At 42.9% G+C, this 15027-nt stretch carries 14 protein-coding genes and 1 other RNA gene; all 15 read right to left on the minus strand.

All coding sequences use genetic code 11. The features are described from left to right. Positions 1-131: 131 nt before the first annotated feature. Complete coding sequence (locus WFI24_RS32900) at positions 132-1385, minus strand: mechanosensitive ion channel family protein (RefSeq protein WP_336766012.1); 1254 nt, start codon at positions 1383-1385, stop codon at positions 132-134. A 335-nt stretch (positions 1386-1720) separates the two neighbouring features. After that, positions 1721-2350 carry a polysaccharide deacetylase family protein gene (locus WFI24_RS32905; protein ID WP_336766014.1) on the minus strand — a complete coding sequence of 210 codons (630 nt, stop codon included), beginning with the start codon at positions 2348-2350 and terminating at the stop codon, positions 1721-1723. A 90-nt stretch (positions 2351-2440) separates the two neighbouring features. Then, a complete protein-coding gene (locus WFI24_RS32910; protein WP_336766016.1) occupies positions 2441-2662 on the minus strand; it encodes an ABC transporter permease subunit in 222 nt (73 codons plus the stop codon). Between the two features lie 69 nt (positions 2663-2731). Beyond that, on the minus strand, positions 2732-3439 hold the full coding sequence (locus WFI24_RS32915) for a uracil-DNA glycosylase (protein WP_336766017.1): 708 nt from the start codon (positions 3437-3439) through the stop codon (positions 2732-2734). A 66-nt stretch (positions 3440-3505) separates the two neighbouring features. Beyond that, on the minus strand, positions 3506-4048 hold the full coding sequence (locus tag WFI24_RS32920) for a zeta toxin family protein (RefSeq protein ID WP_336766018.1): 543 nt from the start codon (positions 4046-4048) through the stop codon (positions 3506-3508). After that, the gene (locus WFI24_RS32925; RefSeq protein WP_336766019.1) at positions 4041-4238 is read right to left on the minus strand and encodes a hypothetical protein; all 198 of its coding nucleotides are present in this window, start codon (positions 4236-4238) and stop codon (positions 4041-4043) included. Before WFI24_RS32925 ends, WFI24_RS32920 begins: the two co-directional genes overlap by 8 nt. A gap of 462 nt (positions 4239-4700) precedes the next feature. After that, positions 4701-5318 (minus strand): type II toxin-antitoxin system VapC family toxin, encoded by a 618-nt coding sequence (locus tag WFI24_RS32930; protein ID WP_336766020.1) that lies wholly within the window; start codon positions 5316-5318, stop codon positions 4701-4703. Further along, on the minus strand, positions 5315-5845 hold the full coding sequence (locus tag WFI24_RS32935) for a hypothetical protein (protein ID WP_336766021.1): 531 nt from the start codon (positions 5843-5845) through the stop codon (positions 5315-5317). The genes WFI24_RS32930 and WFI24_RS32935 overlap by 4 nt, the downstream gene beginning before the upstream one ends. Positions 5846-5856: 11 nt before the next feature. Then, positions 5857-6450: a hypothetical protein gene (locus WFI24_RS32940; RefSeq protein WP_336766022.1), complete on the minus strand. Its 594-nt coding sequence runs from the start codon at positions 6448-6450 to the stop codon at positions 5857-5859. Between the two features lie 217 nt (positions 6451-6667). Then, the gene (locus tag WFI24_RS32945) at positions 6668-7609 is read right to left on the minus strand and encodes a DUF3800 domain-containing protein (protein WP_336766023.1); all 942 of its coding nucleotides are present in this window, start codon (positions 7607-7609) and stop codon (positions 6668-6670) included. Positions 7610-8118: 509 nt separating this feature from the next. Further along, positions 8119-8483: a transfer-messenger RNA gene (gene ssrA, locus WFI24_RS32950) on the minus strand. Positions 8484-9030: 547 nt separating this feature from the next. Continuing rightward, positions 9031-9513, minus strand: a complete 483-nt coding sequence (smpB, locus tag WFI24_RS32955; RefSeq protein WP_076254288.1) for an SsrA-binding protein SmpB — start codon at positions 9511-9513, stop codon at positions 9031-9033. 260 nt (positions 9514-9773) lie between these two features. Beyond that, positions 9774-12569 (minus strand): ribonuclease R, encoded by a 2796-nt coding sequence (gene rnr, locus WFI24_RS32960; protein WP_336766024.1) that lies wholly within the window; start codon positions 12567-12569, stop codon positions 9774-9776. A 557-nt stretch (positions 12570-13126) separates the two neighbouring features. Then, positions 13127-13360, minus strand: coding sequence for a preprotein translocase subunit SecG (gene secG, locus WFI24_RS32965; RefSeq protein ID WP_062837740.1), 234 nt, complete (start codon positions 13358-13360; stop codon positions 13127-13129). 213 nt (positions 13361-13573) lie between these two features. Beyond that, positions 13574-14860 (minus strand): phosphopyruvate hydratase, encoded by a 1287-nt coding sequence (gene eno, locus WFI24_RS32970; protein ID WP_062837741.1) that lies wholly within the window; start codon positions 14858-14860, stop codon positions 13574-13576. Positions 14861-15027 lie beyond the last annotated feature (167 nt).

The raw sequence follows: 15027 nt of genomic DNA on the forward strand, positions 1-15027 counted from the left end.
ATCTTGATTTCATATGAAACCGGGCTTCTTTTGGACATTACAAAAACTCCCATCATGGTAGAAGTAGAGTTTTGTTTTTTCTACTGTCTACTGTGATGGGAGCATATCACCTGGTGGTGGCCTTATTTCTATCAATACTCTCGTGCATATTGCTTATCTTCTTTCAGTTGCACAATATCATGTCCGGTTGGATTCTGGAACGCACGAAGCCCAAATGTCGAAGCAACCGCAAAGATATGATCAAAGATATCCGCTTGGATCGCTTCATATACTCCCCAGGCAGTATCATTACTAAAAGCATAGATCTCCAGGGGCAACCCGTTATCTCCCGGCGCCAGTTGTCTGACAATGAGCGTCATATCCTTATGAATTTTTGGATGATTTCTCAAATACTGATGAATATATTCCCTGAACACCCCCACATTCGTGAGCTGTCTTCCGTTCACATTGCTTTCCGTATTCACCTGATGCTCCATGTTGTATGCATGAATTTCTTTTGTTTTTGTCGTGACATACTCAGTCAGGTAGTGAATCTTCTCAAATTCCGCCACCATCTCCTCCGTACAAAAACGGATACTGCTAATATCAATATAGATGCTTCGCTTAATCCTTCTGCCGCCAGATACCTGCATACTTCTCCAGTTTCTGAAGGAATCGGAAATCAGGGCGTAGCTTGGAATCATCGTAATGGTCTTATCAAAATTCATAACCTTTACCGTGTTTAGTGTAATGTCGATAACGTCACCGTCTGCGTTATATTTCGGCATTTCAATCCAATCACCTACACGTACCATATCATTCGAAGATAGTTGAACGCCGGCCACCAGACCCAATATGGAATCCTTGAATACCAGCATCAGTACAGCCGATAACGCACCAAGTCCACTGAGAATAATCAACGGATTCTGTCCGATCATGTTGGAAATGACGACAATGCCACCAATGATGTATAACACGATTTTTGCGACTTGAATGTATCCCTTGATCGGTCTGATCTTGGAGACATCATAGGTACGATAGATATCATCAAATACATTGAGAAGTGCGTTAAGCACCGTAATCATGATAACGATCATGTATGTCATCGCAGCCTTTTCGATCAAGGCCTGATAGGACGGGAAAATATAAGCAGAATAATAGATGATAATCGCTGGCACGAGATGCGACAGCTTGTGGAACAATTTTTTCTCCACAATGATGTTGCCCCACTTGTACCGATTGTTATTGACGATATGATTAATTGTCTTCAGCACAATTTTTTTGGCTATAAAATTCGCCAACACCGAGATCACCGCTATAAAAATAACCATAATTATATTCGAAAGATATCCAATGGTTGGCTCACTCATGCCCATTCCCTCTAGTTGATTTCTGATAAAGTCCATTGTTTCCTCCTGACATCGTCTAGTTTAGCCTATTATTATAAAGTAGATCAGGATGGTAAGCAAAATTTGCAGTAGAACTCTTAGTTTTCTCGATCCCCGTCATAGATAGAAAACTTGCTCAAAATCGATCATATCGCTTACTAAATATATGATTTTCTCTTCTGTAATATCTCCTTTTACCAAATTCGATATTTGCAGGATGACTAGGATAATGTTCTCGTAATATTATGCTTGGGAGGATATCTCCTTACTAAGCCACTACACTTCTCCCAAACAAAAAAGGACCCTGTCATTCCACAGAATGATAGGCCCGTTCTATTTAATCTCATTTGATTTTATTGCATGTCCTCAGCTATTTCCAACAACTCACTCACCGTCACCAAACGATATCCTTCCGCAACCATTTCATCCACCAGCACACGGACCGCCTCCACCGTCTGGGAACGATCCCCGTACCCATCATGGAATATAAGCACGCTTCCGGGTTTCACTACAGACCGAGTATGCTCCAGAATGTGCTCAACGCCGGGATTGTCCCAATCCCTCGCATCACCGTTCACCGCACCAATCGTCCGATATCCACGCTCCGCCGCCAGAGATAGAATATCATCATTTACACCAAAATATGGCGGGCGAAAGCAACGGGCAGGTTGTCCCGTGACTTCTTGAACAAGGTTTTCCGCACGTTGCAGCTCGCCCCCTGCCTCCTCCAGTGTCAGCTTGGTCAGATCCGGATGCGTATATGTATGGTTAGCGATCTCATGCCCTTCACGGCGCACCTTCGCCGAAATCTCCGGGTGGGCCACCATCTCTTTGCCAATCATGAAAAATGTTGCCCTCCCACCGGCACGGCGGAAAATCTCAAGTACTTGATGTGTATACACCGGATGAGGACCGTCATCAAATGTGAACGCCACAACCTTTTCCTGAACAGGTTCCTGCTCTACCAACGCGATATTGACCATGAAATCATGACTCCTCTCTGCAACGATCTGGCTGTTACCCTCTTATTATTCCATGGCCGTAGTCTCCGGTCTAGTCCATTGATCATAACTTCATCGCCTTATGACCGAACGCACAAGCGGCAGAATAATGGAGAAAAACGTCCGGTATATGCCGCAACCATCAATCACTGCGGACTCCTCCCTCTCTCGAGGAATACCTTTGAAGAAACTGACCAGAATGAAGACCGCCATCGGAATGCCGAATGACACATAGGGAATGATCAGTGACCAGTAGCTGTTCAACAAGCTCAGATTCCTTAAAATAATAAACAATGGCAGCAGTCCACTTCACCAGCCAAGGTATAAATGAATTTCTCTCCAGTTTCGAAAAAAAGACTAGGACTAAATAATCATCCGCATTGCTTCTCGAAATTGTACTGCCCTTCCATTCGCAGGATGTGGAACATGGTCATGCTTAATTCGATAGAGGCTTAACGTGTCTGCTGACTTTCTGCCAATAGCCACAATCTGAGCATCAGGATTCAGTCCGATAAGCTGTCTAGCATATAGCAGACCATCCTCTAACTCTGCAGAAGTCGGCGTTCGATTTGTCATCATGTTTTGAGAAGATTGATAAGGGTGAAAGGGATACATGTTCCAAAATATAAAGTCTGTTGGCTTCCACTTCTGACCGGATAGAACTACATCCCATATGATGGATGCTGTTGGTTCTGCGAATCCATACTGCGCCTGACTCCGGTTAGGTTTGGCGATATTCGGAAGGCTTGTCCGGACACCCGGCTCGCCTGGAAAAATCATTTGGTGATCCACCAGCAAGTGATTCCCGGTAACCATTCGTTCGGACGTCAAAGGTACGCCAGAGAACCTCGCCCCTTGATAACCTACGGCTTCAGCAATAAAAATGTACCGAGCCTTGGACATTCTTGGTTCCAAATACCTGACCAAATGTTCAGAACGAATCTTCACCGCTTCGGGGCCGATATCATAGCCCGTCACATAATCTCTCCAAGGATTAATCACATTTACTGGCGAGACATATGCTTGTATCCCTGCAACAAACTCGCGGATCTGTTGCTGCGTTTGGCTCATGTTTCTTTGCCTCCTTTGGGAGATTACGGAGTAATTACGGCTTCCAATCAGCATAATTTAAAAAGATTATAGCATAAACAAAAAAACCACCAACCAGATTACTGATTGATGGTTTCTTGACTCTTCGGCAACAATTAAAGGCTCATATGTATTATCAATGATGATAACCTGGTCTGCGATGGATAGAGCAGGTTTAAGGTTCTTCAATGACTGACCAAATCGATAACGAATGTCCTCTTCTGCAATCCAATGTCCACCTTGTTCAACACGATCTATATGCATTTGAACGTCCTCAAGGCCGATATAGTATACGACAATTTCGTAACTGTTTTCTTTTGCAATTTGCATGTGTTTCAAAACAAATGATCCAGATAATGTCGTTTCAATAGCGAAGTTTTCACCATTTTTTATGAGTGATCGGATTCTTTTCACAGCTTCCCTTCCAGCAGACAGGTCAGCACTACGTGGGTCCTCTGGCTTCAACTCCCGTGCAATCTGATCAGGATCAACCAGTTCACCGAGCCACTCTCTCATTTGCATGCTGAGTGTACTTTTCCCTGCTCCATTGGTTCCAGCAAACACAGTCATGACTGGTTTCGTTTCACTCATGATACTCAAACTCCTGGCGTTTCCCAGTAGCATCGAATATAATTTCGAATTTATTACCTTCAGCATCCTCACGAACGCGTTTGTTATTCTTTATATAATAAATAGAAGCACCAGACTCTTTAGCCTGCTTCCTTGCATGTTGATTTGCTTTTTTTAAAATTGCTTGGAGCTGTTCTCGATTTTCAAACATCTTGAGTCCCCCAATCTAAATTTATGCTTATTATATCATAAACTGAAAAACCACCAACCAGAACACTGGTTGGTGGTTTTTTGCTTACTAATGGAGGCGAGGGGAGTCGAACCCCTGTCCGAAGATAACGACACATAAGCTTCTACGGGTGTAGTCACAGTTTTGATGTCACATAAAGGGAGCGTATCACCTTTTGAACGTAAATCATCAATTAAAACTAATTATGGCTGCCAGACTTCTAAATATACTATAGCAGGTAAGTATTCAAATCCTGCTCCATTACTCATACTGTACCTATTCAGCTTAGGAATTAGTACCCGAATAAAAAAATACGTTCTATAAATAAAGTACAAGTTCGAGATCTATAATAATCTTATATTGTGCCTTACCAGTACACTTCATTCACTTAAAATTTGTCTCTATAACAACATCCTAACTGTTGAAGTTATGTATGGATAGGATTTATATCGCTTTTAAATCAATGACTAATGAATTAGAACAGTTTTCAATTATACATTTCTCGCATCGAGTATTACGGCAAGTACAGGTAATAGAAGTGGCCTTTTTCACATCGATTGTAGATCCACAGTTAAGACAGTTACATTTCCAAAAATGATAGGAACTATAGTTAGATCTTTTTTGAGATTCGGCTAAAGCGACTTGATATGGTTGGTTATCAGAAGTAACAAAAGTTAAACTATGCCCATCTTTCTCAATTGTATCCGCAACAATCAATGAAGTAGCTACAATTAGAGCATCAGCACTATGAATTGTATATTGTTTTATAAGATCGGTAGCCTTTTTAAAATGAGAATCATTCATTTTAACTTGAATAAATTTAGAATCAAGTTCTGATTCAAAGCGAGCTATAGCTATATTAAACTGAGGTTCATTAAAAGTATTAAAACTCTGATCACGTTTTATTTGAGCTAGTGCAGAAATGACTTCGACATATGAAAAGTTACTCATAATTAATCCTGAACCAGATTCCACGATTTGTTTTGTAATGTGTGAACCAATATCATTACAGTAGTATCGAGCTATTGCATTTGTATCTAAAAAATAGAACTTTTCACTCACTTACCTTCCCGCCTTTCTTGATTAATAAGTTCGGCGAGAGAGACTGGAAACAGCGAGAGTTCTTTGCGGAGCATCTCAAGTGAGTCCTTTGTTATGGGCTCGTGCTTCTCATTATCTTGTGAAATTTCCAAGTCGCCGTTCGAAAAAAACTCTTTTAATGTATTCAATGTATTAATTTTGGCAGGGGAGAATGTTTCTTTCATGATTATTTTTTCCATATCGTTATTCTCCCCTTTTAATAAATTCCTCATTTTATAATTAAGATCAAATGAATCCTCATACATCTCGTTTGACACATAATCATTATCATTTTTACCAATTAAATGATCAAAAATTCCATGAATTTCATTAAAACGTTGATTTAGATCAAGATAGGATTCATCTAATCCGTAAGAGCGAAATTCCTTAAATAAAATAAAGTGATTTAAATGCGATTCCAACTGCTCTAAATCATTTGAAATCAATTTGTATGACAGGTCAGATACATCTTCTTCATAATATGAGTTTAATGCTGAATTTGATGACATATATTTTCTCCTTAATAATGCAATGGAACACTTTCTTGGATATATTTTCTTATACGAATAATATTTTCTGAAGTTAAATCGTAAATATCACCAATATCAAATAACTTATAAAAATTAATGCTCGTAATTATCATTGCCTCAAGGTTATCTTTTCTAGTTTGTAAATTAAAATATATAAATTTATCGTTATCTTCAACTTCAAATCCCAATGATCGCATTTTAGTGTTAGGTACAAGTTTTTCAAATTCTTCAATTAAATTAGGGTTTATTGTGATTAAAGAGTTTTCATTGTTCTTTATGTAGTGCTTTATTTTCAAACGCATCTTAACTTCAGGAGATACTGTAAACTTCTTGATAATTGGTAATATTCCCATAATAGATGCATCTTCGAAAGAATTCTCCGACCTGATCAATAAATTCTCCTCTCTTAATATTAAAGTTTCCTTGGTAGCTGAATTGCTAAAGATAGAATTACCAGATACAGAAGTCGAAAAATCTGGAAAGATCTCTTTTAGTTCAAATATTAATTCTCCTATATTTTCTTTGTTGACATTCAACTTACTTTCAACCTGCCATTCTAAGCTTGTAATGCGATAATTTATCATGCCATTTGTCCACCTTAATTGAAATTTCTCTACTTCCTTAATATGTATTCTTCTACATTTTAGAATATAATCCTTCTAAAAAATAATATTTCTCAAAATATAATTCAATTTGTACTAGAAAATCATTAAATCACCATTTTTCAACTCTTATACAAGGGTACACAGTTAAAATGAGTTAAAACAGTCGAGAATACTACCAACTAACTTCGACTTAGCATCAATCAATTAGTGAATAATTTCGACCCCTGCCCTCAACTTCGTCCTTGTATCCCAGCAACATGCGAACCAACGTATTCGGATACTCCATCAGCTTACGGTACTCCTTTGCTGATAGATCAGGATTCTCAACATGATCGCCTGAAGCTATTTCTGAAACATCGTAACGAGCCTTGTACACCATAAATTGAGATACGTAATCGCCTACAGACAGTTCTGACAGATTTTCATTGCCGTTCCATGAATACAATTTGATCTGTTTTATGAATCGATCTACATTACTACCTTGAGAGAGAAAGCGATATATCAGATCACTCTTGATCAGCATTGTATTTGAATCCCCCATGTAACTCTGTTCCATCAGAAAAACTACAATCCCCATAAACGTATCAATAATTTGAAGAGGAATAGATTCATGTGACTCTTCCGATTCAACGGATGCAATCTTGTACCTTTTGCTCCGATATACAGAATGAGCATTCATCTGCTCTTTAATTTTGGAATGAAGTCGTAATGAATCGTACTCATCGTTTCGGTCAATTTTAATATTCACATCTACCTGACCGCTCAAGTGCCGTGTCACCCCATAGAACAATCTCTCGGGAATTTTGATATAGAAAAGTTTTCGCAGCTCCATCATCGTAAGATTTAATTCTTGAGCAATGCTGTGAGCTTTTGTATTATCGACAATTAAAATATTGATATTCACATCCTGATTGATGATGCAGTGAAGAACCTTGAAGTATTTCTTCAGATATTGGTCATGATTGTATTCCCTAAAATGTAGTTCGCTCTTAGTACCCAATTCTTCATACATACCTTGTATCGTCTGCGTTATGTCCGTCATTGTCTGTTCACTGCCACCATAAGCACCGTAATATGAATTCGCTTTTCCTGGCTGATCAATTTTATTCGCTTCATCGAAATAGATATTATATATCATTGTACACATCCTAATTAGCCAAAATGATAATGTAAGACTTGACTTTCATTCTTATACATAATATTATGATTATATAGAAATAATACGGATGAGTATAGTCTTCTCCGCTTCGTTAGCTAGAGTTGGCTATACTCAAAAAAAGAACCTTCTCCGCTTCGTTAGCAGAGTTGGTTTTTTTGCGTTTTACACTAATTTTTCTTTGTGAGTTTGATTTTCTAAACATACTATGTGTGTCGAACTACAGAAAGATGAGATCTATAGCATGGATACAGTCTGTCACATCTCCGCCTGCGGCTAACGGAAGAAGACAAACTGGTTGATCCAATGGGCGATACTCCGGTGACAATCAAAACTGATACATAGAGAGGTACCGCCATGTACATCATCAGGAATATGTCGTATTCGACTTCAAAGAACCCCGAAACCCTAGAGCCAGAGCGGTTACCCTACCCCTTCAAACCCATACAACGTAAAAACAGCCACCAAATGGTGGCTGTCACTGATACTACTAATGGAGGCGAGGGGAGTCGAACCCCTGTCCGAAGATAACGACACATAAGCTTCTACGGGTGTAGTCACAGTTTTGATGTCACCCGAGTATCGCCCCGTAACCGGCTATACGTTGGGTCAGCCTGATTGTCTTCTTCAGCACACCCCAGGCGGAGATGTGACAGCGTATCCCACTACTTGTTAGCCCCTAATCCTGTCACATGGGCGATGCAGGTTAGAAGCACGCACACAGTTTCTTAGGCTGCGAAAGCGTAGTTTGTTTGTTGTTTGCCGTTTAATAGGCTTTAGCGTTGATGAAGCGGACGCGTCCCCACTACCCGCTACCCATGCTCGAACTATCCCCGTCGAATCCATAAACGCCCCCTCAATGAAGAAGGGCTCCAGGATTAATCCGTGAATACGGAGCAAAGGTGCTGCACATCTTTTTCCTCCAAGGTAAAAAGATGCTTCTTTCAAACTCGGCATTCCTGTCTGCTACATGAGTAATCATAACACAGGACACATCACCGAAATAGTACAGATTGCTGGAAGACGTTCCAACAGGTGAGCAACTGTGCAAGTATATCCAGTGCGACAGATGGCTCAATCGTCTACATATTATACCGCGTCACCAATCGGAAGTAAAGTTTACCCAGATCAGATCACGAACAACGCACCTAAGTATCTTACCCACGATCCAAGTAAACTACGCAACAGACTGATATTTCATATTTCAGTACCTACCAAGCTCATCCTTCTGATCCTTCCTCCCCAGATGCATTACCTTTTCCAATACAAATAAAAAAAGCCTCAACCTTGTCCATTACAGGACAAACCTTGAGACTCCTTACCTCCTACATCATTCTTCCTAGCTCCATCACGGAAACTAACTTATATGCCTAAGATGCAGCTTTTCGCGCCAAGGGATCCAATCAACGCGCAACCTTCTGCTTCTCGCGTAGTACCCGTTGAATATCACGTTGTGCATCCCGCTTGGCTGCAGTCTCGCGTTTGTCGAACTGTTTCTTACCTTTACCCAGTCCAAGCAAGAGCTTTGCGTAACCGTTGCGGATATAGATCTTCAGCGGCACAATGCTGTATCCATCCTGTTTCGACAGACCGAGCAGCTTGTGAATCTGCACTTTATGCATCAACAACTTGCGCGTACGTGTTGGATCGAGTGGATTATTTCGGTTTCCTTGTTCAAAAGGACTAATATGCATATTGTGAATATGGATCTCACCGTTCCGAATCGTGGCAAATGCATCACCAATATTCGCACGGCCGTTGCGAAGAGATTTGATCTCCGTTCCGGTAAGCACCATGCCCGCTTCATACGTATCTTCAATGAAGTAGTCATGGGAAGCCTTTTTATTCTGTGCCAGCACTTTACTCTGTCCATCATTCTTGCCCATGTCCTCACTCCTTCTCCGTAAAATAAGCCGGTACCATGCTCTATAGCAACGCACCCAATGTTGCACCAAGGTACCACGTGCCAGACCTTAATTGTAGCAAGTACGGCTGTTAAAATCAAGAAAGAGGCGACCTCTGCCGCCCCTCCTCATTACACCACTTTCAGACTGTGCGAAACAACACACCGGCTGAAGTGACTATTTTCTCCAACGCTTAACCTGGAGGAACGAATTGTAATCCATTTCTCCAAGTTACGTTAGCTTTATTTTTTCTTTTTCCGTACAAAAGCTGCCGTACCGTTACCAGCTGCACCTTTGCTCTTCTTCCGCTTGCGTCGTGGTGCTCCACCTTCCTGAGCGCCACCAGGAGTTGCATTTTCTCCAATAAATACGCCGCTCGGCGAAGTGTTTTTGCGTCCACTTCCGCCTTTGCCACCTTTACCGCCGCCCTTGCCGGACTTAAAGCTTCCTTCACCACGACCGCTGCCGCTGTTCAGGCCACTTCCTTGTCCACTCGTTGAACCACTATCCGGTCCACCCGCTGTAGAGCTATAACCACCTTTACCTGAGCCAAAACCAAAGCTTACCGCGCCTTTGCCCCGGCCAGTAGATCCGCCAGCTTCACCAGCACGACGCTCACCCTTCGGTTTGCCTCCGGCTTTACCAGCATAGCCACCCGATGAGCCTGCGCCCGCTCCTGCACTCGCAGCCCCACTGCGACCGCCACGTCCACCTTTGCTGCTATCTTCCGGTGATCTGCCAACACGGTTTCCTCCAGCACCGGATGAGCCGCCTTTGCCGCCACGCGAACCGCTGAATCCACCTGGTCCACCCTTGGCACCGCCGCGTCCGCCGCCGCTACTAGGACGTCCACCTTTACCGCCACGTCCGCCACCGAAGCCGCCAGGACGTTCACCGCGAGGTTTCATATCCACCATTTCAAAATCAATCGTATACTCTTCCATGCTTACACGTGCCACACGGATCTTCACTTCATCACCGATGCGGAAAACTTTCGAGGTACGTTCACCAATCAGAGCCATATGCTGATCGTCAAAATGGTAATAGTCGTCCGTGAGCGCGCTCAGTCGAATCAGGCCTTCAACCGTGTTTTCCAACTCAATAAACATACCGAAGCTGGTTACACTGCTGATCATGCCTTCGAACTCTTCGCCTACTTTATCGAGCATATACTCGGCTTTCTTCATTTTCTCTGTATCCCGCTCAGCCTCTACTGCCACACGTTCACGTTCAGAAGACTGCTGGGCAATATCAGACATGCGTCCAGCCAGGTACTCTTGGCGATTCTCCGGCAAAGCGCCTTTGTTCTCAATGACTTCGCGAATCACCCGGTGAATCACGAGATCGGGATAACGACGAATCGGAGACGTAAAGTGACTATAGAATTCTGCTGCGAGGCCAAAGTGACCTGACATTTCAGAATCATACTTCGCCTGTTTCATGGAACGCAGCATCATCGTACTAATCACGGTTTGTTCTTTCGTTTCCTTAATATCCTCAAGCAACGATTGAAGTGCCCGTGGATGAATCGCGTTGCCACGTCCTTTGACCTGATGTCCAAAATTCGCCGCAAAGGCGAGGAAATTTTGCAGTTTCTCCTGATCCGGGTCTTCGTGTACACGATAAATGAACGGAACCTTCAACCAGTGGAAATGCTCTGCCACTGTTTCGTTCGCTGCCAACATGAATTCCTCAATGATTTGCTCTGCAATCGAACGCTCCCGTTTTACGATATCTACCGGTTTGCACTCTGCGTCCACAATGATTTTGGATTCTTCAAAATCAAAGTCAACCGCACCACGGCGCATACGCATAGCACGCAACTTCAAAGCAATCTCTTTCATCAGATGGAAATCATCTACAAGATCCTTATAACGCTCAAGCAATTCCGGCTCTTCACCTTCAAGGATTTTACGGACGTTGGAATACGTCATCCGCTCTTTGGTTTTGATTACACTTGTGAAAATGTCATGTTTTACAACCTTCATCTGGTCGTTAAACTCCATTTCACATGACAGTGTCAGGCGATCTACCTGCGGGTTCAAACTACAGATCCCGTTGGACAAACGCTGTGGTAACATCGGAATAACCCGATCCACCAAATACACACTGCATCCACGGTTGTAAGCTTCCTGATCAAGCTTGGAATTCTCCTGCACATAATAGCCAACGTCAGCAATATGAACACCCAGACGATAGTTACCGTTAGGCAGCTTCTCTACGTTAACAGCATCATCCAGATCCTTGGCATCTTCGCCATCAATCGTGACAATGTTAAGTCCGCGCAGATCACGGCGACCCTGTTGTACGATCTCTTCATCCGTGATGGAGTCTGGTGCTTTCTCCGCTTCTTCTACCACTTCATCGGGGAAAGCTTCAGGCAGCTGATGCTTGCGAATAACGGACAAAATATCAATACCCGGCTCATCCTTATGACCAAGGATCTCAATCACTTCACCCTCAGCTGCAGCACGACCCTCTGGGTAGCTGACGATCTTTGCTACGACTTTCTGTCCATCAACAGCCCCTGCAAAGTTGGTACGCGGGATGAAAATATCGCGATTAATCCGTTTGTCATCCGGAATAACGAAACCGTAAACTTCATGACTTTGGAACACACCAACGACTTGTGTCACAGCGCGAGTAACAATGCGAACGATCTCACCTTCAAGGCGACCGCCAGAAGGTCCTTGAGACGTGACTTTAACCAATACCGTATCACCATTCATCGCACTCTTCATATCATTGGCGTGAATGTACACATCCGGGTGCTCCCGATCCTCAGGAATGAGGAAAGCGAACCCTTTGGCGTGAGCCTGTAAACGTCCACGTACCAAGTCCATGCGCTCTGGCATACCATAGCGATTGTTACGGGTCAGCAAAACTTTACCGGATTCCTCCAGCGTATTAAGCATAATCAAAAAGGCTTTGAAATCAGCTGCATCTTCGATCGCGAAGTGCTGTTCCAACTCCTGATAAGTCATGGGTTTATAAGCGGTCTCCCGCATGAAGTCGAGCAATTGTTGTTCTGTTATCATTAATATATTCACCTCGGGAAACATAAAAGTGTAATCAAGTCTCATCTCTTTATGTATCGGAATTCTTACCATTTTCATGATACATATTGCCATTCTCGTGTAGAGTGTAGTAGTGCAACCATACTATCTCATACCCTAGTATACACGAATTCAATCCGGACCATCCGTACCTCGCAAAAAAACCACAGTGGCCTGACGCTCCGCTATAATCACGCTTTCACATATCTCTACAGACATTTTATGCGGCACATATACAGTACGCATCTGGAAAAGGACTAGACCCGAAAAATTTTCTATACACATGACATTCATTATAAGGAGTGAATTCGCGTAACGAATAAGCGAGGGACATACCATGCATGATAGGGGTGTTTCACGCTAAGGAAGGAATTCTGAACAGAAGTTGAGAAGAAGACCGAGATCATGGAGTCTATTAGTCATTGGAAAAGTTTGGACGCGTAAGAATTTATTAAAAAACCCCCGTTTCTCCACGAAACGAAGGTTTATCAATTAAGCCATTAGCTTAAGAGCTATTCATTGCCGTGCTGATCCAATTCTTACTTGGAAACAACCGTAACAATAATAGACAAAATCATAAATCCTGCACCCAGTACCACCGTTGCACGTTGCAGGAAGAGATCCAATCCGCGCGCTTTCGTTTTACCGAAAAGATGTTCCGCACCACCGGAGATGGCACCCGCCAAACCAGCGCTTTTCCCGTGCTGCAGCAATACTACAGTGATTAGACCGATCGAGAAGACAACGAGCAGCAATTTCAAAGCAATATCCATTCTTTCCACCTCCTACCCATGTGGGCATAACATCTCACCATAAAAACAGTTACTTTAATTGTAACATAGCTATTGTTGTACTACAAGTAGTACAGTTCATACAATGCCCTAAATTTCACCATCTGCGTGAACCTTTACGTTATACCACTACTACGTTTCAATAAAAAAGACAAGCCGGTTACCCGGCTTGCCCGTAAAAGCTGGATATCCAGCTTATTTTTTAAGGTTGTAGAATCCTTTAAGACCATTGTATTGAGCCAGTTCACCCAGTTGATCCTCAATGCGGAGCAATTGGTTGTACTTCGCAATACGGTCTGTACGGGAAGGAGCACCCGTTTTGATTTGACCAGCGTTAGTTGCAACAGCGATGTCAGCGATTGTGCTGTCTTCGGACTCACCGGAACGGTGGGAGATTACAGCTGTGTATCCTGCGCGTTTAGCCATTTCGATTGCATCGAATGTTTCAGTCAATGTACCGATTTGGTTAACTTTGATCAGGATGGAGTTACCGATACCTTCGTCGATACCTCTGCCCAGACGCTCAGTGTTCGTTACGAACAGGTCATCACCAACGAGTTGTACTTTGTCTCCCAATTTCTCAGTGAGCAATTTCCAACCATCCCAGTCATCTTCGGACATACCGTCTTCGATTGTGATGATTGGGTATTTCTCAACCCATGAAGCCAGAAGGTCAACATACTCAGCGGAAGTGTAAGATTTACCTTCGCCAGCAAGTGTGTACTTACCATCTTTGTAGAACTCAGTAGAAGCAACGTCCATACCCAGGAATACGTCAACACCTGGTTTGTAACCTGCTTTTTCAATTGCTTCGATGATTGTAGTGATTGCTTCTTCGTTCGAACCAAGGTTCGGTGCGAAACCACCTTCGTCACCTACAGCTGTGTTCAAGCCTTTGGAGCTCAGAACGGATTTCAGGTTGTGGAAGATCTCTGCACCTACGCGAAGAGCTTCTTTGAAGCTTGGTGCTCCAACTGGAAGAACCATGAACTCTTGAACGTCGATGTTGTTGTCAGCATGCTCACCACCGTTGATGATGTTCATCATTGGAACTGGCAATGCTTTAGCGTTGAATCCGCCCAGGTAAACGTACAATGGCAGGTCCAGAGCGTCAGCAGCTGCGCGAGCTACTGCCATGGATACAGCCAAGATTGCGTTAGCACCCAGTTTACCTTTGTTTGGCGTACCATCCAAAGTGATCATCAATTTGTCGATACCCAGTTGATCCAATGCATCCATACCGATAACTTCTGGAGCGATTGTTTCGTTTACGTTTTTAACAGCTTGCAGAACGCCTTTACCGAGGTAACGGGATTTGTCACCATCGCGAAGCTCAACGGCTTCGTGGGCACCAGTGGATGCACCGGATGGAACGATTGCGCGTCCGATTGCGCCGGACTCCAGGTATACTTCAACTTCTACTGTAGGGTTACCGCGGGAGTCGAGGACTTCGCGAGCGTACACGTCAGAAATAATAGTCATTTTTGATAATCTCCTTTATAGTTGGGATTTAATTTTGGACCAACATGTGTTTGCCCTTATTTCACTACGTCAACAGAATCGTCTTCCGATCGCTGTTATCCCCTGATTCCTTTGAACTTATTTTCATAAGTTGAAATCATGTGATAAAGGCGAACGCGTTGCTTCTT

Origin of the sequence: Paenibacillus sp. USHLN196 (assembly GCF_037144955.1) — a bacterium.
GTDB classification, from domain to species: Bacteria; Bacillota; Bacilli; order Paenibacillales; family Paenibacillaceae; genus Paenibacillus; species Paenibacillus xylanexedens_C.

Coding starts and splice junctions, on each gene's coding strand:
- WFI24_RS32900 (WP_336766012.1), bottom strand. CDS start 1,385: ATGGACTTTATCAGAAATCAACTAGAGGGAATGGGCATGAGTGAGCCA.
- WFI24_RS32905 (WP_336766014.1), bottom strand. CDS start 2,350: ATGGTCAATATCGCGTTGGTAGAGCAGGAACCTGTTCAGGAAAAGGTT.
- WFI24_RS32915 (WP_336766017.1), bottom strand. CDS start 3,439: ATGAGCCAAACGCAGCAACAGATCCGCGAGTTTGTTGCAGGGATACAA.
- WFI24_RS32920 (WP_336766018.1), bottom strand. CDS start 4,048: ATGAGTGAAACGAAACCAGTCATGACTGTGTTTGCTGGAACCAATGGA.
- WFI24_RS32925 (WP_336766019.1), bottom strand. CDS start 4,238: ATGTTTGAAAATCGAGAACAGCTCCAAGCAATTTTAAAAAAAGCAAAT.
- WFI24_RS32935 (WP_336766021.1), bottom strand. CDS start 5,845: ATGTCATCAAATTCAGCATTAAACTCATATTATGAAGAAGATGTATCT.
- WFI24_RS32940 (WP_336766022.1), bottom strand. CDS start 6,450: ATGATAAATTATCGCATTACAAGCTTAGAATGGCAGGTTGAAAGTAAG.
- WFI24_RS32945 (WP_336766023.1), bottom strand. CDS start 7,609: ATGATATATAATATCTATTTCGATGAAGCGAATAAAATTGATCAGCCA.
- smpB (WP_076254288.1), bottom strand. CDS start 9,513: ATGGGCAAGAATGATGGACAGAGTAAAGTGCTGGCACAGAATAAAAAG.
- rnr (WP_336766024.1), bottom strand. CDS start 12,569: ATGATAACAGAACAACAATTGCTCGACTTCATGCGGGAGACCGCTTAT.
- secG (WP_062837740.1), bottom strand. CDS start 13,360: ATGGATATTGCTTTGAAATTGCTGCTCGTTGTCTTCTCGATCGGTCTA.
- eno (WP_062837741.1), bottom strand. CDS start 14,860: ATGACTATTATTTCTGACGTGTACGCTCGCGAAGTCCTCGACTCCCGC.